Origin of the sequence: Butyrivibrio sp. AD3002, from assembly GCF_000420905.1 — a bacterium.
Taxonomy (GTDB): domain Bacteria; phylum Bacillota; class Clostridia; order Lachnospirales; family Lachnospiraceae; genus Butyrivibrio.
Genome location: NZ_ATVV01000027.1, coordinates 27,235 through 50,192 on the forward strand (window position 1 = coordinate 27,235; position 22,958 = coordinate 50,192).

The 22,958-nt window shown below is 41.4% G+C and carries 22 protein-coding genes and 1 pseudogene; 3 read left to right on the forward strand and 20 right to left on the reverse strand.

The window, feature by feature from the left end; genetic code table 11:
• Positions 1-31: 31 nt before the first annotated feature.
• Positions 32-1,087 carry an N-acetyl-gamma-glutamyl-phosphate reductase gene (argC, locus tag G596_RS0116180; protein ID WP_022762871.1) on the reverse strand — a complete coding sequence of 352 codons (1,056 nt, stop codon included), beginning with the start codon at positions 1,085-1,087 and terminating at the stop codon, positions 32-34.
• A gap of 297 nt (positions 1,088-1,384) precedes the next feature.
• On the opposite strand from argC, the gene G596_RS0116185 reads away from it, so the two are divergent.
• The gene (locus tag G596_RS0116185; RefSeq protein ID WP_022762872.1) at positions 1,385-2,608 is read left to right on the forward strand and encodes an argininosuccinate synthase; all 1,224 of its coding nucleotides are present in this window, start codon (positions 1,385-1,387) and stop codon (positions 2,606-2,608) included.
• A gap of 129 nt (positions 2,609-2,737) precedes the next feature.
• On the opposite strand, the gene G596_RS0116190 is transcribed toward G596_RS0116185, so the two are convergent.
• From G596_RS0116190 to G596_RS0116225, 8 genes are all read right to left on the reverse strand, one after another.
• Positions 2,738-3,490 (reverse strand): hypothetical protein, encoded by a 753-nt coding sequence (locus G596_RS0116190; RefSeq protein WP_022762873.1) that lies wholly within the window; start codon positions 3,488-3,490, stop codon positions 2,738-2,740.
• 18 nt (positions 3,491-3,508) lie between these two features.
• On the reverse strand, positions 3,509-3,802 hold the full coding sequence (locus G596_RS0116195; protein WP_022762874.1) for a DUF1294 domain-containing protein: 294 nt from the start codon (positions 3,800-3,802) through the stop codon (positions 3,509-3,511).
• An 88-nt stretch (positions 3,803-3,890) separates the two neighbouring features.
• Positions 3,891-4,916 carry an acyltransferase family protein gene (locus G596_RS24055; RefSeq protein WP_022762875.1) on the reverse strand — a complete coding sequence of 342 codons (1,026 nt, stop codon included), beginning with the start codon at positions 4,914-4,916 and terminating at the stop codon, positions 3,891-3,893.
• Between the two features lie 60 nt (positions 4,917-4,976).
• The gene (locus G596_RS0116205) at positions 4,977-6,062 is read right to left on the reverse strand and encodes a S66 family peptidase (RefSeq protein WP_022762876.1); all 1,086 of its coding nucleotides are present in this window, start codon (positions 6,060-6,062) and stop codon (positions 4,977-4,979) included.
• A 66-nt stretch (positions 6,063-6,128) separates the two neighbouring features.
• Positions 6,129-6,608, reverse strand: a complete 480-nt coding sequence (locus G596_RS0116210) for a DUF5721 family protein (RefSeq protein ID WP_022762877.1) — start codon at positions 6,606-6,608, stop codon at positions 6,129-6,131.
• Positions 6,605-8,347, reverse strand: a complete 1,743-nt coding sequence (locus tag G596_RS22585; RefSeq protein ID WP_242829206.1) for an ABC1 kinase family protein — start codon at positions 8,345-8,347, stop codon at positions 6,605-6,607. Before G596_RS22585 ends, G596_RS0116210 begins: the two co-directional genes overlap by 4 nt.
• Positions 8,348-8,352: 5 nt before the next feature.
• Positions 8,353-8,634 carry a phasin family protein gene (locus G596_RS0116220; protein ID WP_026498057.1) on the reverse strand — a complete coding sequence of 94 codons (282 nt, stop codon included), beginning with the start codon at positions 8,632-8,634 and terminating at the stop codon, positions 8,353-8,355.
• Between the two features lie 23 nt (positions 8,635-8,657).
• A complete protein-coding gene (locus G596_RS0116225) occupies positions 8,658-9,038 on the reverse strand; it encodes a diacylglycerol kinase family protein (protein WP_022762878.1) in 381 nt (126 codons plus the stop codon).
• Positions 9,039-9,227: 189 nt separating this feature from the next.
• On the opposite strand from G596_RS0116225, the gene G596_RS0116230 reads away from it, so the two are divergent.
• On the forward strand, positions 9,228-10,064 hold the full coding sequence (locus G596_RS0116230) for a DegV family protein (RefSeq protein ID WP_022762879.1): 837 nt from the start codon (positions 9,228-9,230) through the stop codon (positions 10,062-10,064).
• A gap of 72 nt (positions 10,065-10,136) precedes the next feature.
• Here G596_RS0116230 and G596_RS0116235 read toward each other — a convergent pair whose 3' ends face one another.
• From G596_RS0116235 to G596_RS0116285, 11 genes are all read right to left on the reverse strand, one after another.
• Positions 10,137-10,496: an Hpt domain-containing protein gene (locus G596_RS0116235; RefSeq protein WP_022762880.1), complete on the reverse strand. Its 360-nt coding sequence runs from the start codon at positions 10,494-10,496 to the stop codon at positions 10,137-10,139.
• Positions 10,497-10,581: 85 nt separating this feature from the next.
• A complete protein-coding gene (gene prfA / locus G596_RS0116240; protein ID WP_022762881.1) occupies positions 10,582-11,655 on the reverse strand; it encodes a peptide chain release factor 1 in 1,074 nt (357 codons plus the stop codon).
• A gap of 53 nt (positions 11,656-11,708) precedes the next feature.
• On the reverse strand, positions 11,709-12,545 hold the full coding sequence (prmC, locus tag G596_RS0116245) for a peptide chain release factor N(5)-glutamine methyltransferase (RefSeq protein WP_026671392.1): 837 nt from the start codon (positions 12,543-12,545) through the stop codon (positions 11,709-11,711).
• A 5-nt stretch (positions 12,546-12,550) separates the two neighbouring features.
• Positions 12,551-13,513 carry a DUF1385 domain-containing protein gene (locus G596_RS0116250; RefSeq protein ID WP_022762882.1) on the reverse strand — a complete coding sequence of 321 codons (963 nt, stop codon included), beginning with the start codon at positions 13,511-13,513 and terminating at the stop codon, positions 12,551-12,553.
• A 123-nt stretch (positions 13,514-13,636) separates the two neighbouring features.
• Positions 13,637-13,849 (reverse strand): 50S ribosomal protein L31, encoded by a 213-nt coding sequence (gene rpmE, locus G596_RS0116255; protein WP_022762883.1) that lies wholly within the window; start codon positions 13,847-13,849, stop codon positions 13,637-13,639.
• A gap of 126 nt (positions 13,850-13,975) precedes the next feature.
• Positions 13,976-16,177 (reverse strand): fibronectin type III domain-containing protein, encoded by a 2,202-nt coding sequence (locus G596_RS0116260; RefSeq protein WP_022762884.1) that lies wholly within the window; start codon positions 16,175-16,177, stop codon positions 13,976-13,978.
• A gap of 203 nt (positions 16,178-16,380) precedes the next feature.
• Positions 16,381-18,084: an RNA polymerase sigma factor gene (locus G596_RS0116265; protein ID WP_022762885.1), complete on the reverse strand. Its 1,704-nt coding sequence runs from the start codon at positions 18,082-18,084 to the stop codon at positions 16,381-16,383.
• A 74-nt stretch (positions 18,085-18,158) separates the two neighbouring features.
• Entirely contained in the window at positions 18,159-18,866 is a 708-nt protein-coding gene (locus tag G596_RS0116270) for a hypothetical protein (protein ID WP_022762886.1), read from the reverse strand.
• A gap of 145 nt (positions 18,867-19,011) precedes the next feature.
• Positions 19,012-20,562 (reverse strand): RNA polymerase sigma factor, encoded by a 1,551-nt coding sequence (locus G596_RS0116275; protein WP_022762887.1) that lies wholly within the window; start codon positions 20,560-20,562, stop codon positions 19,012-19,014.
• A gap of 57 nt (positions 20,563-20,619) precedes the next feature.
• The gene (locus G596_RS0116280) at positions 20,620-22,296 is read right to left on the reverse strand and encodes a hypothetical protein (protein WP_155829330.1); all 1,677 of its coding nucleotides are present in this window, start codon (positions 22,294-22,296) and stop codon (positions 20,620-20,622) included.
• Between the two features lie 55 nt (positions 22,297-22,351).
• The gene (locus G596_RS0116285; RefSeq protein WP_022762889.1) at positions 22,352-22,588 is read right to left on the reverse strand and encodes a hypothetical protein; all 237 of its coding nucleotides are present in this window, start codon (positions 22,586-22,588) and stop codon (positions 22,352-22,354) included.
• 160 nt (positions 22,589-22,748) lie between these two features.
• On the opposite strand from G596_RS0116285, the pseudogene G596_RS26000 reads away from it, so the two are divergent.
• Positions 22,749-22,958: pseudogene (locus G596_RS26000) on the forward strand (transposase); the annotation flags it as partial.

Genomic DNA, 22,958 nt, shown 5'->3' on the forward strand with positions numbered 1-22,958 from the left:
TAATATATAAGGTCCTCGCCAGGTTCTCTCATCACGGGAATGCCGGAACGAAATCAAGTCCCATGCTTTCCTCAAAGCCAAACATAATGTTCATGTTCTGAACAGCCTGACCGGCAGCACCTTTTACCAGGTTATCTATTGCTCCCATCATGATGACTCGACCTGTGCGCTCATCTATCTTGAAACCTATATCAACGAAATTGCTTGTCTCAACCCATTTTGTCTCCGGATATACACCATCAGGTAAAAGTCTGATAAACTTCTCATCCTTATAATATTTCTCATAAGCAGCCCTTATGTCACTTGCAGTGGGAAGCGATCCGTCCGATTTTTTCATAAGTGATGCGTACTCTGTCGCAAGAATGCCTCGGTTCATGGGAATCAGATGAGGTGTGAAGTTGATTGTAAATTCCTCACCTGCCGCATATCCAAGCTGCTCCTCAATCTCGGGTGTGTGTCTGTGATTGGTCACGCCGTAGGGCTTTACGCTCTCATTAACCTCACAGAAAAGGTTCGGTGTTTTCGCCCCTCTGCCTGCTCCGGAAGTACCGCTAAGCGCATCGACTATGAGTGTCTTAGGATCAATGAGCTTCTCTTTAATAAGAGGATAAGCTGTTAAAATCGAGCAGGTTGTGTAGCATCCGGGATTAGCGATCAGTCTCGCTCCCTTTATCTTATCCCTGTTGATCTCACAGAGTCCGTAAACCGCTTCCTCTATATACTGGGGCGACTTGTGCTCGATGCCGTACCACTTTTCATATACGGAAACATCCTTAATTCTGAAGTCAGCCGACAGATCGATTATCTTAACCTTGCTCAAAATTTCATCATTAACAAGTCCTGCGCAAAGGCCCTGGGGAGTTGCCGTAAAAATAACATCCACTTTCTCTGCAAGCTCGTCCATGTTATCGTCGAGGCATTTCTCATCTACTATATTAAAGAAGTTTCCGTAAACGGAACTGAATCTCTCATCTATATAACTTCTGGAGCCGTACCACACGATCTCCGCCTGCGGATGGCTGTAAATCAGTCTTGCGATCTCCGCTCCTGCATAACCTGTAGCTCCGATAATTCCTACCTTAATCATTTCTGCGCCTTCCTTATAATGTATTATTCATTCAGCGTTTCTGAATCTTATGCATATTATTATGCATACAGGATTTTCTTAAAAGATCTCGTTTCCCCCGTATCATTTATTATATGCTTTGCACTTTAGTATAATCAACAAAACTGTTTTATGCAAGCATTATTTATATTTATGCACTTAAACCTGCATTTTATAAATTTTTATGCATAAAACACTTGCATTTAATCACAAGGTGGTGTATATTCCTTATAAATCGTTCAGATTTTTATACATCACGCATTTATTAAGGAGGAAAACATGGCTAAGGATAAGGTTATACTTGCATACTCGGGAGGACTTGATACAACAGCGATCATCCCGTGGCTTAAGGAAAATTATGATTATGAAGTAATCTGTGTCTGCATAGATTGCGGACAGGAAGAAGAACTTGACGGACTTGATGAGAGAGCTAAGAGCTGCGGAGCTTCCAAGTTATACATATTGGATGTTATCGATGAGTTCTGTGATGAATACGTTGTTCCCTGTGTTCAGGCTCACGCTGTATATGAGAATAAGTACCTTCTTGGAACATCCATGGCTCGTCCTCTTATTGCCAAGAAGCTTGTTGAAATTGCAAGAAAAGAAGGCGCAGTTGCTATCTGCCACGGCGCTACAGGTAAGGGTAACGACCAGATCCGTTTCGAGCTCGGAATCAAGGCTCTTGCACCCGACATCAAGATTATCGCTGCATGGAGAAGTGATAAGTGGAACATGGATTCCCGTGAATCAGAGATTGAATACTGCAAACAGCACGGCATCAATCTTCCCTTCTCAGCTGACAGCAGCTACAGCCGTGACCGTAACCTCTGGCACATCTCACACGAGGGACTTGAGCTCGAGGATCCCGGACAGGCTCCAAATTATAAGCACCTTCTGGTTCTCGGCTGCACACCCGAGGATGCTCCCGATGAGCCCACAACCGTAACCATGACATTTGAAGGCGGTGTTCCCAAGTCAGTCAACGGAAAAGAGATGAAGGTTTCAGACATCATTCGCACTCTCAATAAGCTTGGCGGTGAAAACGGAATCGGTATCGTAGATATTGTTGAGAACCGTGTTGTAGGTATGAAGTCCCGCGGCGTCTATGAGACACCCGGCGGAACAATCCTGTATGAGGCTCATCAGCAGCTTGAGGAGCTTATCCTTGACCGTGATACTTACACCATGAAGAAGGATATGGGCAATAAGTTCGCAGATCTTGTATATGAAGGAAAATGGTTCACTCCTCTTCGTGAGGCAGAACAGGCTTTCATCGAGTCAACCCAGAAGTACGTAACAGGAGAAGTTACCTTCCGTCTCTACAAGGGTAACATCATCAAGGCCGGCACTTCATCACCCTACTCACTCTACAATGAGTCAATCGCTTCCTTCAAAACAGGTGACCTCTACGATCACCACGACGCCGAGGGCTTCATCAATCTCTTCGGTCTCTCATGCAAGGTTCGCGCCATGAAGATGCAGGAAGTTGAGAAAAATAAATAATACTGAATAATAAACACCATCCCCCATATATATGTATAGATTCTCGTTCTCGTTGCGAAAAACGCATAATCGAACGAGTCTCTATACATATATATGGGGGATTCCTTCATAATCCAACATTATTCTTTTTCAGTTTTTCTGTTTCGCTGCGAGGCGTCTTCGTATCTCTTTTATGTTGCCTCTGTAGGCAAAGGCTACTTTGAGTTTTTTATCGGTATCCATGATAACCCAGCCAAAGCCTTCGTCCTTTATGTGATTTACGTTTATCATTGCATCCTGTGAAATAGGACAGATGGCTGTGAATATGGCACACTGCTCAAAAAGGTTGTAAATATCGGTGATAAGGTTGATGCTTCTGTTTTCTGTCAGATAAACAGTAAGCTGGTTCTCTCCTATCATCTCTGCGCAGATTATGTCATTTTCTCTGGCATAGATTGTCTGTCTCTCGCCGCGCATCTCAAGGGTTGGAATCGGATCGCCGAGTCTCTTTTCACACTCTGTCAGAATCTCCTCAAGATCCTTTACGCGGATCTGCTTATCAATAAAAAGAAGCTCATCATAGATGCCTGCTTCCTTTGCAAGAGTTTTGTAATCATGGCAAGAAGAACACATAACCACATTCTTCATCCCACCTATCTCAAACAGAAGCTTGGCAACATCCATGCCTGTCTTGAACCGCTCATCATCTTCATCGGGATTGGCCATATCTATGAAAATGATATCGTATACCTGCGGGAACCTTAAAAGTGCGGGGATATTACCATACAGATCGATGTAAAAATGCTCTTTTCCTTCCTTCTGATAGCGATCTGACTGGCGGCGCAAGAGGCGCTCCATCTGCTTTCTGTCAGCTATATTGTCATCAAAAACTGCTATATGCATTACAAAACCTCAAAAAACTTATCTGAAAAGTATCTCAAGCGGAGACATTTTTATCGCCACCACAATTCCAATCTGAGCGATGAGAATAAGCGGCATTCCTACCACAAAGTACCAGTGCTTGGTCTTGTGTCTGAAAATATACATACCAAGAATGCTTCCGATACTTCCGCCCATAAGCGCCAAGATAAACAGTACGGATTCTGGTGTCCTGAAGGAATTTCTCTTGGCCTTCCTTTTATCATTCCCCATCGAGATAAAACTGATGATATTTATGATTCCTATATAAGATAATAAAAATTTTAGTGAGTCCATGAATGATATTTTAATGCATAAAAAGCGGCGGCGCAATAAACAAAAGAGCCTTCAGTGAAAGTAATCATCTCACTGAAGGTTCTTTTGTTCATCTAATTTTATCTTTTATTCTTGCATATAATCTGAAAATGTTAGAGCATACGAGTGTTCCTGCCGTAAATGTCAGAACGTTCATGACAAATCCGAATCTCTCATAATGCTTAAAGTGGATTATCAGATTTATAAAAAGCCAGTGATACAAGTACATCCCATAGGTGACATCTATTCTGGCTCTTTTTGCAGGCAGCGAATATGCCGCAGCTATAGTCAAAAGGCATGTAACTGTGCCGCGAAGGAAATCGGTGTAGTATCCGATTCCGCTTGCAGGCAGGAAGTTTAGCCCGATCTGCACTGCCAAAAGAGCAATTGCCGCTTTTCCGATATGATCTTTCTTATATAATTCGCAGGTGTGAAACATAACTCCTACGAAGAACCAGAATGCATACGGAATAAAGGTGCGCTCGAGCAGTTTTTGCCAGGTCTCGGAAAGCTGCGGTGCCAAAAATCCGGATGCTATATTAAGTACTCCCAAAACCGCCACAACAACAAGCCAAACTGTCAGGTTTTTCCCATATCGCTTCAGAGCCTTTTTTACAAAAGGCAGCACTATATAGAGCTGGATAATTACGGTAAAGAACCACATAGTGCCATTCATGCTGCCGGTTGCAAAGTTTTTCAGACAGTCAGGCGTATTGGCAAATCCGAGGCCCTGAATAATAGCCCACTTTATCATCGAGCTGTCGTAGCGTTTTCCTACAACAAAATAGAACACCGCAACATATACAGCCATGCTGAGCCACATATCAATGTATATTCTGGCAATCCTCTTTTTTAAAAATACACCTACTCTTTCTCCATATCTTTCAAAAGATGCTGAAGCAAGAAATCCGGCTATGGTAAGCAAAACAACAGTCGGTTGGAAGAAAGTTGATATTCCGCGCAGAGTAGCGACCTGATTCGCGGACTGCGACGTATAATAATAGCCAACATGACCGGTATAATGGAGATACATCACACAAAATGCGGCAAAATAACGAATGAAGTCAAAAAAGTTTTCGGATTCTTTTCTGTTCATATAAGTCAGCCCTTTCAATCCTATCGTAAGCAAACAATCCGTTCTTTACGAAACGATTTTTTATTCATATTTAAATCTCAAGTCATTCCCCTTAGCGCAAACCAGAGCTTCCGCTCCCATTACAACCGGAAGCATCGGATCTATATGGCCTATATCGGCATCCATGATAATAGGAACATTAAGGCAGGAAACCACATCCGTCACTGCATTGTACTGATCTGCTCCCATCATCTCCTGTCCGAATGCTGTAAGCGGTCTTCCAATCACAAAGCCTGCTGCGCTGTCGAACCATCCCGCTTCTCTCATGTTCCATATTGCCCTTCGATAACTCATCGGAGTAAGGTCGCAGGCTTCAAGCACCCAGATTACATTCTTATGGTCCCGGTTAAACTCCTTTACCTTATCAAACCTTGTACCCACCATATTGGCAAGAACGTCAACGCAGCCTCCAAGCAATATTCCACTCATTTTTATCTCGGTATCGGTACCTGCCTTTTCTGCCTTTCCGTTTTTACACAAAAAGCTTGTGAGCACTTTTTCCGAATTATATTCATAGGGTATATCAAAATCAATTTTCGAATATTCCGAAGGATCCAGATCACGGGGGAGCGGATTCTCTTCCTTTGCCGGATCTACAAATTTCTCATACCCCGAAAACTCCGTCTTTGTCCCCTCAAGAAGTGCCATGGCATCCTCTTCGGGGAGCTCCCATTTCTTGGAAAAACCGGAAATGCAAGGTCCGTAGATTCCCTGCACACCCGAGATCGTAACAAGCGGAAAAATAAAATTGGTATTGTCGGAATATCCGATGTACCACTTGGGTTTAGCGCCTGCAAGAGCCTCAAAATCCACGTTTGTTATGGTCTCATTCATGAGCTCTCCACCGCCTGCGGAAATGATTGCATCAATATCATCTCTTTTATAAAAATCCACAAGCTCAGCTGCTGCCACCTTCGGATCGGTGTTTATCCCTATGCCGTCGTTTTTGAAAAGTGTATCGCCCTCTACTATCTTATAGCCTTTGTTTTCCAGATTTTTCTTTGCGAAAAAATACATCGAGTGATATGGCTCGCTCGATGGGCCAAAAGAAGGCGCCGTAATTCCTATTGTGTCACCGGGTTTGATATAGTCTGGTCGTTTAATCATGATGTCCTCCTGGTATTTCCCCTCATCCGGCGCTTCGCGCCACCTTCCCCCTCAGGGGAAGGCATCTTATAGTTCTTCATAGCTGATGCCGACGCTGTCAAGAAAGCGCTTCATATAGTCGTCCCAAATCTTTTCGTAGGATTTGTCCAGAGTGAAGCCCGAGAGGGCTGCTCCTGTAGTGATGGTGATATGCCCCTCCTTGAATTTCAAGATAAAAACTAAAGACGACACAATCTGCCGCAGGTCATCAGGCAAAAGTTCATCCTTCCTGGGTGGTGCGACGCACATGATGAATTTGAAGGAAACCGGGGTGTTTTTACCCTTTATCAGTTCATAGCAGACAGGTTTAAGCTCGCTCCATTTGGAAAGCTCATATTCAGGCTTTTCGCTGTCACCCCCGAAAAACTCCCTATTCACATGTCCGTCAATTGTGTATGTATTCGCAATCTGCAGCTCTGCGCTCTCAAGCAAAAATTCATCAAAAACCTCAGATGCAAGGAGCACAGACATAAACTGTCTTGTGTTTTTTATCTGTAAAGCAATCATAAATGTTTATTCTTTCTTCTGCGCCGCCTTCTGTAGGCAATCTTTAGCGCTATATTTCTTATTACCAAAAAGCCGCTGACCACCATGGCAAAGACAAATCCAAGCGCACCAAGAACAGGGATTCCGAAAACCTGAGGTTTCATCTCTGTAAGGCACATTATACTGGATGAGATCAGAAGAGCGGCAACTCCAAGACCTATAACCACATTTCTGATAGATGAATAGATTAGTTCATCCACTTCCTTGGATGAGCTTATCGTGATATTCACTTTACTCTGGCCGGCGAGATATTCCTTCATCGCCTGCGCTGTCAGCGAAGGAAGTTCAATTCCTTTATCCGCAGCACGATAAAGTGCCCTGCCGTATTTCATGAGTTCTTCCTTGATATCGAGATTCTCAATAAACTCATCGGTTATTCTGGCAGTCGCAATCTGGAGCATATTTATCTCAGGACTTATGGTTGCAAGTACGCCCTGCATGTGCGCAAGCCCTCTGCATAGAAGCGTCATTCCGTGTGGAAGCGCGATTCCGTTTTCCTTCATAATATCCATGAGGCACTGGAGCGCTGCAGCAATATCAAGACTTCCGAAAGATACCGAGCCATACTGCTCAATGAAGCCTTTCAAATCAATATAGAGCTTATCTCTGTCGGGAGTTCCGCTCACCTGTCCGAGATCGAGAACCGCATTTTCCACAGCCTGTATATCATGGAGGGCAATACCTCGAACGCCGCGAACCATCAGTCGTCTGTCTCTTTCTGATAGTCTGCCCATCATCCCCATGTCAATCCAGATGATCTTGCCATCTCTTACTTTGACATTGCCGGGATGAGGATCCGCGTGAAAGAAGCCGTCATTCATAACCTGTTTGATAAAGTTGTTGACGAATTTTTCACCAATCTCATCGAGATCATACCCATGTGCAGTGAGATACTCAACATCATCAATCGAGCATCCGTCAATGTACTCCATGACAAGAACCTTGTCCGTCGAGTACTCCGGAAACATCTTGGGACATCCAACATATCTGACATCCTTGTTGTTGCGGGCAAACTCAGCCATGTTGCAGGCTTCCGTAAAAAAGTCCATCTCCTCTTTAGCTACGGCCCACATCTCATCTAAAACCATATCAAGGTCCACGATATTCTTAAGATCTCCGACCGGCGGCATGAGTTTTACAAGTCTGTGCAAGAGGCTGATATCGCGGCTCATGATCTCATAAACGCCCTTTCTCTGGACCTTTATGATGACATCACCGATGCTGTCCTCTGATGATACATTCTTAAGCCTGGCCCTGTGCACCTGCGCAATCGAAGCCGAACCGAGGGGCTTTTCATCAATCCACTCGTAGATGTCCGTGCAGGGACTTCCATAGGAGTCCTCTATGACCTCGATCACCTCATTAAAGGGCATAGGCGGAACGTCAAAATTGAGCTTTGCGAGCTCATCACAATAACGCTTCGGCAGAATGTCGGAATGCATCGACATTATCTGACCAAGCTTGATGTATGTGGGACCAAGCTCCTCTAAGATTACACGGAGCTTCTCGGGTGATATTCCCCTTGTGATTTTATTTCTTGCGAGGACAGCCTTGATTTCCTTGAATCTTGCACTGTCCTCGGCACTTCTTTCTTTACCGGTCTCCTTTGAAGCGCTGCCGTTCTTTTCAGCCTCCGCCTTATCAGCCTGGGCGTCGGCAACCTGCCTCATTTTACTGACCAGATCTGTCAAATCAGCCATCTAAGTCACTCTTTATTTTCTGCTGCCGCAATAAGCTCCTTTAACTTAGCGAGCTCGTCTGCCGAAAGACCATCAACAACCTTGGAAAGATCCTTCTTCTCATCCTTCTTGGTGCTGTCCTTTACCGTGCGCTTCAACTCCTGATTGAGAGCCTTGCCCTGTTCAACGGTAATCTCACCCTTTTCAACCATCTCGTTTAAAAGCTCTCCGGCTTTCTCGGTCGTAAGAGCAACCGCTCCAACACCTGCAAGCAGTAATTTTTTCAATCCGTCTGTAAGATTTTCCATGGTTAAAACCTCCTCATAAAATTTTAAAAAATTAGCATCCACAATTTAGGGAAGAAAATAATTCCGCCTATAATGGCCGCCATTATGGCACTCATTAACACTGCTCCTGCGGCTGCATCCTTGGCCTTCTTCGCAAGGGGCTTCCTCTCCTCGGTGACCAGATCCACCACTGCCTCCAGCGCTGTGTTCACCAGCTCGAGACTTAGTACAATTGCAAAGAGCACTATACAAAAAAGCCATTCTACTAGCGATATATGAAGCAGAAATCCAAATATCACTACCAATATAGTGACTGTGCAATGTATCTGCATATTCCGCTCATGAAGAATGGTATTGCCGATGCCCTCAAATGCATACCCGAAGCTCTTATAAAGTTTGTTTTTTTTCGTGTTTTTTGTGTCCATATTTACTTAATATTTTATCAAAAAAGTGAGAATTTATCCACTTTACGACGGAAAAATTAAAGCCATGCGGAAACCACAGTGCGTAATTCCTTTTTTATTTACCCATATTGGTTTTCATGCTAGAATATGTCGTATAAAAAACCATGTGCAATTTTGATGCATAACCCCCATCGGAGGATAGGATAGAATATGAGTTATAAGATTGTTGTAGACAGCTGTACCGATTTGCCTGCAGAATACCATGTTGATAAGCGTTTTGAGATAATTCCGCTTATTCTTCAGGTAGGCGATTATACAGTTCTTGATGATGAGAATTTTGACCAGCTTGATTATATAAGACGCGTTGCCGAATGTGAGACCTGCGCCAAATCAGCATGTCCCTCACCCGACAGATATATGAAAGCTTACGAGTGCGATGCCGATGATATCTATGTTGTAACATTGTCCTCGAAGCTCAGCGGAAGCTATAACAGTGCTCTTCTTGCAAGAGATATTTATCATGAGGATATAGGAAAGAAAAACATTCATGTTTTTGATTCGCTCTCAGCCTGCTGCGGTCAGACCAATGTAGCCTTTAAGATTATGGAATACGCCGAGGCCGGTCTTCCCTTTAACGAAGTGGTCGAAAAGGTTGAGGCCTACAGAGATGGAATGGATACCTATTTTGTTCTGGATTCTCTTGATACTCTCAGGAAAAATGGCCGCCTCACAGGTATGAAAGCAATTGTGGCTTCAACTCTCAATATCAAACCCGTCTGCTATGCGATAGAAGGCACAATAGCCCAGTGCGGGCAAGGCATTGGTATGAAAAAAGCTCTTATCAAAATGGCTGATCTTGTCGCAAAAAGGACCAAGGATCCCGAGGAAAAGACACTCATGATCACACATATCAACTGCTACGAGAGAGCTGCCGTAGTTAAAAATCTGATTCTTTCAAAGGTAGCTTTCAAGAACGTCCTGATCGTCGATGGAGCAGGTGTTGCCACAACCTATGCAGGAGACGGCGGAATCGTCGTAACCTGCTAATAGCCATAAAAAAGCAAACAAAAAACTCTTCCCTTTGGATTACATGGGAAGAGTTTTGTTTTTTATTATGGTTTATCCGGCATATTTCTTAAGTATTTCTGTAAGTGAATCATAGGAGGCTTTGATCTTCTGATATAATTCGTCCGAACCTTCCAAAGATCCTGCTCTTAATATCTCAGTAAGCTCAAGTACATCAGGTCTCATAGCATCAAGTGCCAGGTTTCCGGTCACACCCTTAAGTGTATGACAGCCTTTAAAGGCTTCCTCTGCGTTTTTTGCCTGAAGTCCCTTTGTCATAGCAGCAAAACTGGGATCATTAAGGAATTTAAGCATGAATTTCTCAACAAGATCCTCATTCCCCATAAATCTGTCCTGAACATCAGGCCAGTTAACACCCCAGTCAATAAGTTCCTGTTTCATCTGTTCATTCATGAAATTAACCCTCATAGAAAAATTTGCCAGTGCTATTCCATTGCACCGCAAATGTCGATAGCTGATATTTATTATATCATTTTGCTTAATTTTGCGCCATGCCCGCCAGCTTCTCAGCCTGACTTGCGGTCGTAAGTGCATCTATAAGCTCCTCAAGGTCTCCGTCCATTATGGAGTCAATCTTGTAAAGCGTAAGGTTTATGCGGTGATCAGTGACTCTTCCCTGATGAAAATTGTAAGTTCTTATCTTCTCAGATCTGTCACCGGTTCCGACCTGGCTCTTTCTTAGAGCTGCTTCGGAGTCGTGAGCCTTCTGCTGCTCAAGTTCATAGAGCTTTGCACGAAGCACCTTAAGTGCCTTAGCCTTATTCTTTATCTGGCTCTTTTCATCCTGACAGGAGATTACGATTCCTGTGGGAATATGTGTAAGTCTTACAGCCGAATCCGTAGTGTTGACACACTGTCCGCCGTTACCGGAAGCTCGGAAAACATCGAATTTACAGTCGTTCATATCGATCTCAACCTCTACGTCCTCAACCTCGGGCATAATGGCAACCGTGATTGTTGATGTATGGATTCTTCCACCCGACTCAGTTGCGGGTATTCTCTGAACACGGTGAACTCCGCTCTCAAATTTAAGTCTTGAATAGGCACCAGTTCCGGAAAGCATAAAGCTAACCGACTTCATTCCGCCGATTCCCGTATCCTCGACACTCATGGTCTCAATTCTCCAACCATGTCTGTCAGCATATCTGGTGTAAACCCTATACATATCAGCTGCAAAAAGAGCCGCTTCGTCACCGCCCGCACCGGCACGGATCTCCACGATAACATTTTTATCATCGTTAGGATCCTTGGGAATCATAAGGAGTTTAAGTCTCTGCTCTATCTCAGGAAGCTCGTCCTTTGCCTCTGAAAGCTCCTGTCTCAGCATCTCCTTCATATCCTCATCAGACTCGGAGGACAGTAGCTCCTCACTATCTGAAATCGTCTCTTTACACTTTTTATAATTGTTATATTCCTCTAAAATCGGAAGAAGGTCGCTCTGTTCCTTCATGAGCGCCCTGAATCTGTTCTGGTCTGATGCCACATCGGGCTCGCCCAGTTCCATGGTAATGTCCTCGTATCTGCGGACCATATCTTCTAATCTGCTAAACATAATATTTCTCTCCTAATTAACTGCGATTATTATTAGTTACAAAAATAGCGCAGCTAATAGAAGCATCCGCTTACAACTCTGTCATTGCCGCCAAGATCCTTTATGACCCGAACGTCTTTGTATCCGTTTGACTCCATAAGTTCCTTTACTGCCTCTCCCTGATCGTAGCCGATCTCCAGAAGAAGATATCCGTTTTTGAACAGATATTCCTTTGCTCCGGGTACAATCCTCTTGTAAAACAAAAGCCCGTCAGCGCTTCCGTCAAGTGCCATATAGGGTTCGTAGGTCTTTACTTCCGGTGCCAGAGTCTCTATGACATCTGTCGGAATATAGGGCGGATTCGATACTATAAGATCATATTTCTCCACCTGCTCCGGGAAAATATCGGCCTTTACTGCCTTGAATCTGTCAGATAATCCCAGCTTTTCGGAATTTTTCTCCGCAATCAAAAGTGCGGCATCGGACATATCCGTGCCAACAGCTTTGGTATCGTTGCTGTACTTAAGAAGGCTAAGCGCGATACAACCTGAGCCCGTGCATAAATCCAGCACATTCATCCCGTCATGCAGATATCTGAGAGCTTCCTCCGCAAGAGTCTCTGTGTCCTGGTTTGGAATAAGGACGTCTCCTGTAACATCAAATTCTATCCCCATGAACTCTGCGTTTCCGACAATATAAGCCACAGGTATTCTCTGCTCTCTTTTAGATAAAAAGTCCCTGTACCTTAAAATGTTCTCCTCTGAGACCTCCATATCACCGTGCGAAAGGAGGGTATTATGGTCGGTTCCGCACACATACTCGAGAAGGAGTCTGGCATCCAGTGCACTCTCCGGAACGCCTGCATTATTCAGTTTTTCCTCTCCCTCTTTATAAAGTGATGCGTAGTCCATAATTATTACTCTGCGATTTCTTCGTCGTCCTCAAACTTATATCCGAAGGAGTCCTCAAGGAACTCTCTCCAGTCAAAAACTGCTTCAACCGATTTAATTCCAACCTCGATCATCTCATCATCAGGCTCCTTAGTAGTGAGCATCTGAAGAAGGAGTCCCGGTGCGGAAATAATTTTCATGATAATATTGTTGCTTCTCCCTGCGAGTCTGATTATCTCATAGGAAATACCTGCTATTACGGGAATCAGTGCGATTCTTACAAGGATTCTCAGCGGTATCGACTGAACTCTGATAAAGAAGAACAATATAATGCTGACAAACATTACGAACAAAAGGAAGCTGCTTCCGCATCTCTTGTGAAGTCTTGTGCTCTCCTTTACATTTTCGAGTGTCAGCGGCTTACCCCTTTCAAGGCAATTGATACACTTATGTTCAGCACCGTGATATCTGAAAAGTCGCCTTATGTCCTTCATAAGTGAGATGAGAAGAACATAAAGGATGAAAATTGCGATTCTGATTCCGCCCTCAATAAGAACTACCACGGAATTATTCCTGATATAATCATTAAAGAGTGAACTTAAATAATACGGAAGTACCATGAAAATTCCGATGGCAATCACAAATGCCACAACTGTTGTGATAGTCGTCGCCACTTTCTCCCTGCTCTCTGCGGCAATCGGGTCCTTTGCCTGTGCAATCTCCTCCTGTCCGAACAGTGATGCCGAAAAGTTAAGGGATTTCATGCCAAGGACAAGTGAATCCCAGAAAGCAAAAACTCCTCTTATAAAAGGAATATGTGTAAGTCCAAGGCTGTCACCCTTTCCAAGGTAATGATCAACCTCTACTGCAATCTCCCCGTTTTCCTTGCGGACCGCAACTGCGTACATATCCTTATTGCGCATCATAACTCCTTCGAGTACTGCCTGTCCGCCAATTCCTGAGTAATGAGTTATTTTTTTCTTTCCCATGTCGTCTCCTAGTATAAGTGATTGTGTGCGGAGCGCTTTTTATCATATAGAAATTACATCGTAATTTCTATATGATAAAAAGAGGTTGAGACCTTAGCCTCAACCTCTTTGCATTTCCAGTGATCAATCGTTGTTAGCAGTCATACCATACTTACGGTTGAACTTATCGATACGTCCACGAGCAGCGGTTGCCTTCTGTGTTCCTGTATAGAAAGGATGGCACTTAGAGCAAATTTCTACGTGGATTTCCTTCTTTGTTGAACCAACTGTAAATGTGTTACCGCAGTTGCAAGTAACTGTTGCCTGATAGTATTCGGGCTGAATATCCTGTCTCATTTTCTCACCTCTTTTATATCAATGATTCTTAATATTTTTAAAATATTATACGTTAGTTACATCGCTGCATAATCACAACAGCTTGTTTATTTTAGCATAATGTGAACTCTTTCGCAAGAAGATTTTTTATTTCACTGTAATCTTTATTGTCTCTGTTGTCTTCTTTGTTTTTCCGTATGCCGCAACTGTAACTTTAAATTTATATACTCCCTTGGGAGCACCCTTCTTCATTGTGACGGTGACTTTTCTGCCCTTAACCTTGAAATCGGCATATTTCTTAAGTTTCTTTGCGGATACGTTCTTAACTGTGATCTTGCCCTTAAGCTCAGGTGCCACTTTTAAAGTAACTTTCTGATTCTTTTTCTTAAGAGCCGATACCTTGAAGGTGTCCTTGGAAGCTTTGATCTTTGATTCAGGCTCTTCATCAGCTTTAGTATCAGTAGATTTTTCGGTTTCCACGTCAGTAGTTTTTCCGGAATCGGTAGTATCTACTGTGGGCTGTTTCTTATCGGTTGTCTCTGCAGCTGTATTTTCGTTATTCATACCATTTTCGGTAACCTTGCCGCCTGCACCTGCTTCACTGTTTTCCTGATTACCATCGATCTGATCAGTTGCCTTTTTCTTTAAATAGTTTGTGCCGGTCTCATCAGCATAAAAGTATTCTATACCGCTTTGAAGCTTGCCATCCTCAAAATATTGATATCTGTACCCAATTGCAAAAACATACTTCTTGGAATTGTCGATTCCAAATACTCTCATCTTCGTGCAGGGAAGATCAGCACTTTCAGAGTACACTCCGCTATTGCTATTTTCGAGTTTTGAATAAGCATGTTCTATGTCTTTTGAATTGTCACTCTGCGGAACCTCTGTATATTTGACAGTAATAATTCCTGACCTCTGCATCTTTCCAAAATACTTTTCAAACACTGATTGGCTGATAAAAGCCTTTGAGCCCTCTGTCCAATCCAGTACTATTGTGCCGTTTTCTCTTTTCGCATAGCAATCATACATATATCCGGGCTGTTTGTTCGCGGAAATATCCTTGACTGCTGCCACTTTTCCGGAATCACCCTTTGTCTTAATCTTGTATGTAACATAGCATGTATCACAACGTCCACCCTGTGTCTGCCAGCCGCATCTCATTACTATATTGTACTGAGTTCCTGGTTTAAGGCCTGTGATCTTGTAGCTCTTTGCACCTTTATCTACCTTAATATCTCCCTGGTAGGCTTTTTGCAGTGCCTGACGCATATACGGTCCCTCATTATGGTCGGATCCGAATTTTGCCCAGTCTTCCTGAGCATCATAGTTAGACTCTTCAACACAACCTATTTCGATCAGATGTCTGTCAGCAGAAGGTATGACATTATTCTTGGTCCAGTCCAGAGTAATGCTGTTTTCATCTGAGGTAGCAGAACACTCAGCATTTTTCCTCGAAGAACCTGCCCCGCTTGTATAGACCAGCTTACCTGTATGTGACGAATCCTCTCTGTTATTTTCGGAATATCCGGGGGTGTTATCTCCCACATCATCCGAATAACCGCCTTCAGGAGCGGTTCTAAGGCTTCCTGCCTCTATAAATTCATCAACATAAGAAGATTTATTTCCATCTGCCTTCTTGTAATCATACGTCAGCATAACAGAAACAGCATATGCAGTATCAGGTCTCAAGCCTGTGTATTTCTTAGAAGTATATTTCTCAGTGAAATTTCTTCCGATTTTTGTTGTGTTATTTCTTGCAGCAGAAAGCGCATCGCTCTCGCTTCCTGACTGCTCAACAATTGAACCTGTGACACTTAGAACAGACAGATTGCTGCCGCCTGCTTTCTTTACCTTCTCTTCCATCTGCTTAACTGCATCTGAAAAATCCACATAAAGTGTAGTATCCGAATGTCCTATCATTTTCATCGTATATGAGTTGTCGCTTCTGGTACTTACTACATTCCATATACTCGGAGAACTACTGTATCCCTCGATTTGAAATTTAATATCAACTCTGTAGGTCGTCGCCGGCTTAAGCTCTTCAACAGTGCTGTTGTAAGTTGTCCCAGGCACTGAATATGGTTTTATCAAGGACATACTTCTGCCATCCTCAGCCACTTCAAAAACCTGAATCTGAAAAGAATCATAGGAGCCTGATTTTCCACTCTTTTTATACGATTCCAGAAAGCTTTCTGCTGCCTCAGTCCAGTCGAACGAAATCGAATTCTGGGTAACCTCAGTGAAACAGAACTCCCCTTGAGCCCTTACATTAAAAGAAGCCATGCAGAACGCGCAGAAAAAAACGCATAGCATGACTATACACGTTGAAACTTTTACTCTCTTCATACCTTCCTCCCAAATATAGCTTTCCCCCTAGGAAAATATTATATATTAGGCCGGTATGATTGTCTCCTTAAGAATTGCTTAATTTTGGAGCACCATGAGAAAAAGTAAATAAAATGCGGTTTCCGGCGTTTTGGTATACTTGATACCAAAATGGAAAAAAGCCGCAAATATTTACTTTCATCATAGAGCCTGCCACATAATCTTTATGAAGATTTATGCAGATAAACCTTTGTAATAGTTCCTTCGTCATTATCCGAAACAAATTGTATGGTATGGAAATCTTCTTTAGTGCTATCTGAAAATTTGATTATTATATTCCTCAAAGTTTTATCAATATATGTAACCTCTCCATAGTGCCAATTTTCATCTCTTGTTTCAGATTCTACATATTGTACTGTCCCGTTTTGAAAGTCTACAGTCTCGTTACTTAGAGTCAGCTCATAAAGACCCGGGTAAAGAGAATTAGTTACTTCTTCAATATTATTCCCAATGTAGCCGCACATTATGTATTCACCTACAGGCACATACGAACCGGGATTTAGTTTTATAGACTCATCTTCATCTCTGATATCCTGTATATTAATATACTCTTTTTCATCAGAATACTTCGTCCATAAAAATCGTTCTTCATTATCTTCAACTGTCAAGCTATCAAACGTTAAGCCACTTGTATTATTCACTATATTCTTTTCATACTTACAGTTTTCATACAAAGGGATCCACTCCTCTTCACTTCTTCCTGTAAGGAAGTAATCCTGCAAAAAATCTGATTTATGTTCCTTCATATCAATGCCATCATTATATTCCCATTTTGAAAAGCGCATATTCTCCGCCATCCAACTTTTTTTATGAGCAATATTTGCACCTGATACGGGTCCGTCATAGCTTTCCAATTGGTAGTTGCTGCCGTCATATTCGATATAATATTCAGGTTCTGCCTTAGCATTATACTGAGCTTCAATATCTTCCATATGCCCTAATATCTTTTCATAGCTTAGATCTTCCAAGTCCATATCATAGACTTTAATATCCTGAACAAGTACAGATGGCTCTATTCTTACATCTACATAATTTGTAGCCCGATTATTATAAGCTATAGTTCCAGCCACCGCACCAACCACTACCGCAGTAGTCGTTGCGCCAGCTATCAACTTTGTTTTTGCAGAGAATACAGCAACTTTTTTCCCTATGCCACCAACTGCATGAGATGCTATAGCACTACTAAGCGACGCACTCATTGCTGGAACAGTAATATCGGCAGCAAATAGTTCCATCTCTTTTCTGAAAAAATAGAGCATAAATGGAGCAAAAGAATACAGTTTTATACCTTGCTTCTTCTCTACATCTCCAACCGCTTCTTTTATTTTTGCTTTGGCTCTGTTCAAATGTGACTTAACAGTATTTACCGGAATTCCAAGCTCTTCTGCTATTTCATCCTGTTTTTGTCCGTTATAGTAGAACCCAATAAGACAAGCTCTTTGGACATCCGTTAGACCATCAATCATTTCGCGAATCATCATGATCTTTTCACGATTATCAATTATATTCTCCGGTATGATATTCTCATCATCAGGCAAGTCATCAAAGAAATCGCAATCAGACTCATTTGCATCTTCAAGTACAAGAATATCCCTGTTCTTTTTCTTCAATAGAGCAAAGGCCTTTCGATTCGCTATTGTAGACGCCCATGAAAGAAAATCCTTAGGATTTTTCAGCTGTCCTATGCTTTTGTATATCTCCGTATATGTTTCCTGAAGGACATCTTTGGCTATTTCTTCATTTTTTACAATATGGATTACACAAGTGTAAAGATATTTATAACTATCTTCGTATATTTCGTTAAATGAATCTCTGTTGCCATTTTGCAATTCGCCAATAAGTTGCTGTAGTTCTTCACTTGTCTTCATCTGTTATTTCCCCACTGCATTAGCTAATAGTCTCCCCCTATGTAATCCTATACCTGCTTATATTTTTATGAATACTATTTAATTAAACTATATTCTCCGTAATATACGTTCTTTATAAACAAATAATATTTGCCTACATTATCACCCAGTGCTCCATAAAAAAAATCTTCGTATGGAACATTTTTTACGCATACAATTTTATCATTATCAAAATCTGAACTTGGAGATAAGTCAACCATTTTATATTCATTCCCTAATCCGATTTTCTCCATAGCTGCACTATTCCATAAAACTGCATATGTATCAATGTCTCCTTCAAACTCCAGTCTCAAATCCCCCGGGCTTGGAGCAGGCATTAAGCTAAGGCCATTTTTATTCTCATTAACGTATAGAACTAACATTTCATCACTTTTATGAAATTCATAGTCTGCTATAATATCCTGCCGCTTCGCATCATCAAGACTTAGTATATTTTTACCTGCATCCTGAAAATATGCGTTGCCATCAGTACAATTTCCATCAGTAATACCTTCTTTGGAATATAAAAAATGTACGATATAAGGCTTATACCCTTCAATATCCTTTAGTCCTATCTCAACTCCATCAACTTCTATTACATGATCATAATTCTCATTATTATCTGTCACATCGGTAGATAATGGCTCCTCTTTAGTCTCTTTAACATATTCCCGCAAAGGTGTTTCATCTTTTGAATTACCACACCCCATAACGGCAATTGCCACAATCACTATTATTATTGCTACTATTGATGTTCTTTTCATTTTCTATGTCCTCTCTTTCTGTTTAGATCTTTTGACCTTTACATTTATATAGAGAACGTATCTATTCAAAAAGTTGCAGATAAAAAAATATTTTTTCCATACTAATTACGCCTTCATTTTCGTAATTCATCTCTAATGAGTTATATCACTCTGCAACATACAAATCCACATATACATCACATTCTCCATCAGTAGATGAATAACAATTCATCCTCCATCTTTTTGTATTTGATATTATTGTTTTCGCTTCATCGCTAAATGCACTAATTCCGTCTTCATCCATTCCTGTTCCAAGTTTTCCTATTACTGAATTTGGTGTCATTTCCGGACGATATCCTAATTCCGAACCATCACTATTAAAGTAGAAAAAGTAGCACCATTTTCCTGAAGCTGAATATATATTTGTCCCCGTCTCAACAATTTCTTTCACTTCAATTATCTTTGAAGCATTCATATTTTTATCAATTACGCTATCAAGATCAAAACTACCTGTTATATAGATTTCTCCTGAATCATTGTTTTCTTGTTCTGAATTGTCTGACTCGGAATTCTGTTCATCCGGATTCTCACTATCCGATTCTTCTGCTTCATCCGTTCCAGTAGTTGAATCATCAGCTGAATTCTGATTTTCATCATCATTCACATCTACAGTACTAGTTGAAGTGGCAGCATCTTCATTTTCATTCGTTTCTGTTTGTTCTATAGTTTCATCTTGAGTTGTAATCTCATCTTGAGATGTAGTTTCAACTTCGGATACTTCGTCACTCTCTACTACATTCTCTTCTACATCAGCCAAAACAGTATCTGCCTCTTCATTAGTGATAATCGCGCGTTCTTTGGTATTTTTATAGTATGTAACACCACCAAATAATGCGCCTGCTCCTATCACTCCTGCCACGACTCCTGCTATAAGCTTGGTTTTTACTACCGTTCCTGCACCTTTAGTAGCTGTAGATATAACTGCGCTTGCCGCTTTTCCTGATGATGAAACTGTTCCCTTTGCCATAAGGCCCTTGAGATTTGCTCCCATCTCCGGTGTTCTTGCACTTGCAGCATACGCTTTCGTCTCCGTGCCAAATAGAAGAAGCATAAATGCAGTAAAGGAGCAGAGCTTTATTCCCTGTTTCTTTTCAACGTCGCCTACTGCCTCTTTGATTTTGCCTTTAGCTCTGTTTAGATGCGATTTTACAGTATTAACAGGAATTCCAAGATCATCTGCAATCTCATCCTGTTTCTGCCCATTATAGTAAAAACCGATAACACAGGCCCTCTGTACATCAGTTAAGTCATCTATTATTCCACGAATAATTGCTATTTTTTCCTTATTATCGACTATATTCTCCGGGATAATTGCTTCGTCATCCGGTATTGAATCAAAAAACTCGTTATCAGACTCAGCATCTTCAGACGAAACTAACACATCTTTATTTTTCTTCAGATAAGCAAAAGCCTTTCTGTTGGCTATTGTTGCAGCCCAGGAAAGGAAGCCTTCCGGACCCTTTAATTGGCCTATGCTTTTATATATCTCCGCATAGGTTTCCTGAAGGATGTCCTGAGAAACATCTTCGTTTTTCACAATATGGATTACACAAGTATGAAGATATTTATAGCTATCTTCGTAAATTCCGGTAAAGGAATCGCTGTCGCCATTTTGTAATCCGGTAACAAGTTGCTGTAGTTCTTCACTTGTTTTCATCTATTCTGCCTCCAATGCAAAAAGTATGCTTTATAGTTATGATTATTATTATTCAGGCTATTCTATTTGTTTTGCTTGAGATAATGCTATATATCCCATTATTTCAGACTCTACAAGCTCTCCCCATATGGTCCCGTTCGAATCAACATAGCATTCGCCTATATGTAATATTGTATTATTGGGAATCTGATCAACAATGGCATATTCTGTGCCACAGCCTTCCCTGACATTAACATATCCGTCAGGAGCATCCACAACAACTGTAAAGCCCTCATTGTTATACACATCGACATTATACCCTGCAGCATTCATTGCGTTCTGAAGAGTTTCGTAATCGCCATCAGGGCCTCCCTCAGGATCAATCTCATCATCCAAATCAGTTTCTGAATCAGTACTGAATAAAGGAGTACCCATTCCATCAGGCTTTAGGTCCGGATCGTACCCAATGGACTCAAGGCCTATTTCATCTTTATGGTTCATTATTGTTCTATAGATTCCCTTATTCATTCTAAAACCATACACAATACTGCTGATTACACGCTCCTCAAAAACAGGTACAACCCCATATATTCTTCTCGCCTCAATATATGCATCTTCATCTATTTCTACTTCATCCTTAACATGATGAACTGTATAATTTTCATCCTGCCATCGCTCCAATGTTGTAAGCAGCCATCTTGCTCCGTACCGATTATAAACATAATATTCAGTATGGTTATACGGTTCACTGGACTTCAAACTTTCAGGATCATTTTTATAAATTAGTATTCCTTCATGAGATCCATAATTCTCCGGCTTGTCATCAGTTAAAATTCTCCGCAGTTTCGCGTCCTTTTTGTCATATGTATATCCCCATATTCCCCAATCAGCGATTAGGAACATCTCATCAAGCGCATCCAACGTTATATCACTATACTTAATATCAGAATAGTCAGAAATATACTCTGTTTCCGCCTCAATGAACTCTTCCGGAAGCCTTCCGTTTAAATATAGATAATAAGCCTGATAGCAATCAGGATAAAAGCGATATCCTTCATCATATTTTCCGCCCCATTTAGTATATCCATAGTCATTTTCTGGTTGGTCATCATTTTCATCAGGGACATCCTCAAAAGTCACGTCATTAGCTCCAAGCAATCCCCATTTCTTACTCCCTTCAGTAATGTCGTTATAAACACCTATGATTGGAAGATCTTTTATTTTTTCATCAAAATCCTCATCTCCGCAGATTTTTGCCCTCTCATCACTAACAAATTCAACTTTCAGCTGCATGCCATTATCATCTTTGAAAACTGTTTCATACCCGGTATAAGTATTCGACGTAAAAGTGACCCCAAACAATTTTTCGAATCCACGAACTGTAGTAGGTATATGAACTCTGACGCCTTTGACATAGAAGCATCTCTCCGGAAATAGCGGATTATAGTCATCACTTTCCAAGAACTCTTTGTCAAAATTTTTTATCCATATCTCATCAATTATAGTTGCGGTATCTTCCGGTACCACTTTCTCAGAAGCTTCTTCATTTGTATCTTCAATCGGCTCTTCATAAAACTCTTCATTCTGCTCTTCATTATATTCATCATCTGAAGCGTTCTCATTTATTTCCTCCCTGACCGATTCCGTAGGCGCAGATTCTCCCGCTGTTTGCTGCGCCACCGTCTTATCCGCACCACAACCTGCCAATATCAATCCTGAAATTAGAATATTTAAAATCATTGATGTTCTTTTCATTTTTCCGATCCCTTTTTTTAATATCATTCCTATTTCTATAATTTCTTTTATAGCTTTATTCCCCGCTCTTTATTCTACGAATATCTATTTTTGACTCTTGCGCCAAAAGCATCTTGTCTTCAGTGCTGCCCTGCACCTCTATACTCTGTCCCTCTCGCAGGAAAATTGCATCCTTTACTGCCTGGCCACCGACAGATCTGACATGATGCTTTTCCTGCCCCTGCAGTACGTTGTACATAACTGTGTTATCAGCAACTATTATTTTCCCTTCAACTCTGCCGCATATAATCATATTTTACCCCCTTTCCACCTATAGGTAGTGTCAAATTAACTACCCATTTTTAGTTCTAAAACCTTGATTTATCGGGAGTTCAAAATAAAAAGAGCATTGACCTCCCTTTTTGGTATAATGTCAGCGACCAAACTCACAAAATAACCCGGAGACAATGCTCGTGAACATTATACTTTATTTACTTCAAATCATTCAACAACTCTATCAGCAAAACTGCTGGCTGATTAATTTCATCTGCAGATATATACCTCTAAAGCAGTGGGCTTTCGATGATTCTCATTCTCCCAAATATCAAAAGTTCAAAGTCGATGAACTCCCTAAGATTGTCTATTACCATCAGGATTGGGACTGGAAAGATCTCAATAACTAC

Excerpts from the sequence above, each read along its gene's own strand:
- G596_RS0116205 (WP_022762876.1), bottom strand. The coding sequence starts at position 6,062 with ATGATTAAACGACCAGACTATATCAAACCCGGTGACACAATAGGAATT.
- G596_RS0116260 (WP_022762884.1), bottom strand. The coding sequence starts at position 16,177 with ATGAAGAGAGTAAAAGTTTCAACGTGTATAGTCATGCTATGCGTTTTT.
- G596_RS0116225 (WP_022762878.1), bottom strand. The coding sequence starts at position 9,038 with ATGGACACAAAAAACACGAAAAAAAACAAACTTTATAAGAGCTTCGGG.
- rpmE (WP_022762883.1), bottom strand. The coding sequence starts at position 13,849 with ATGAGACAGGATATTCAGCCCGAATACTATCAGGCAACAGTTACTTGC.
- G596_RS0116220 (WP_026498057.1), bottom strand. The coding sequence starts at position 8,634 with ATGGAAAATCTTACAGACGGATTGAAAAAATTACTGCTTGCAGGTGTT.
- G596_RS0116280 (WP_155829330.1), bottom strand. The coding sequence starts at position 22,296 with ATGAAAAGAACATCAATGATTTTAAATATTCTAATTTCAGGATTGATA.
- G596_RS24055 (WP_022762875.1), bottom strand. The coding sequence starts at position 4,916 with ATGAACAGAAAAGAATCCGAAAACTTTTTTGACTTCATTCGTTATTTT.
- G596_RS0116190 (WP_022762873.1), bottom strand. The coding sequence starts at position 3,490 with ATGCATATAGCAGTTTTTGATGACAATATAGCTGACAGAAAGCAGATG.
- G596_RS0116195 (WP_022762874.1), bottom strand. The coding sequence starts at position 3,802 with ATGGACTCACTAAAATTTTTATTATCTTATATAGGAATCATAAATATC.
- G596_RS0116185 (WP_022762872.1), top strand. The coding sequence starts at position 1,385 with ATGGCTAAGGATAAGGTTATACTTGCATACTCGGGAGGACTTGATACA.
- prfA (WP_022762881.1), bottom strand. The coding sequence starts at position 11,655 with ATGTTTAGCAGATTAGAAGATATGGTCCGCAGATACGAGGACATTACC.
- G596_RS0116285 (WP_022762889.1), bottom strand. The coding sequence starts at position 22,588 with ATGATTATATGCGGCAGAGTTGAAGGGAAAATAATAGTTGCTGATAAC.
- G596_RS22585 (WP_242829206.1), bottom strand. The coding sequence starts at position 8,347 with ATGGCTGATTTGACAGATCTGGTCAGTAAAATGAGGCAGGTTGCCGAC.
- prmC (WP_026671392.1), bottom strand. The coding sequence starts at position 12,545 with ATGGACTACGCATCACTTTATAAAGAGGGAGAGGAAAAACTGAATAAT.
- G596_RS0116275 (WP_022762887.1), bottom strand. The coding sequence starts at position 20,562 with ATGAAAACAAGTGAAGAACTACAGCAACTTGTTACCGGATTACAAAAT.
- G596_RS0116270 (WP_022762886.1), bottom strand. The coding sequence starts at position 18,866 with ATGAAAAGAACATCAATAGTAGCAATAATAATAGTGATTGTGGCAATT.
- G596_RS0116230 (WP_022762879.1), top strand. The coding sequence starts at position 9,228 with ATGAGTTATAAGATTGTTGTAGACAGCTGTACCGATTTGCCTGCAGAA.
- G596_RS0116235 (WP_022762880.1), bottom strand. The coding sequence starts at position 10,496 with ATGAATGAACAGATGAAACAGGAACTTATTGACTGGGGTGTTAACTGG.
- G596_RS0116265 (WP_022762885.1), bottom strand. The coding sequence starts at position 18,084 with ATGAAGACAAGTGAAGAACTACAGCAACTTATTGGCGAATTGCAAAAT.
- G596_RS0116250 (WP_022762882.1), bottom strand. The coding sequence starts at position 13,513 with ATGGGAAAGAAAAAAATAACTCATTACTCAGGAATTGGCGGACAGGCA.
- argC (WP_022762871.1), bottom strand. The coding sequence starts at position 1,087 with ATGATTAAGGTAGGAATTATCGGAGCTACAGGTTATGCAGGAGCGGAG.
- G596_RS0116210 (WP_022762877.1), bottom strand. The coding sequence starts at position 6,608 with ATGATTGCTTTACAGATAAAAAACACAAGACAGTTTATGTCTGTGCTC.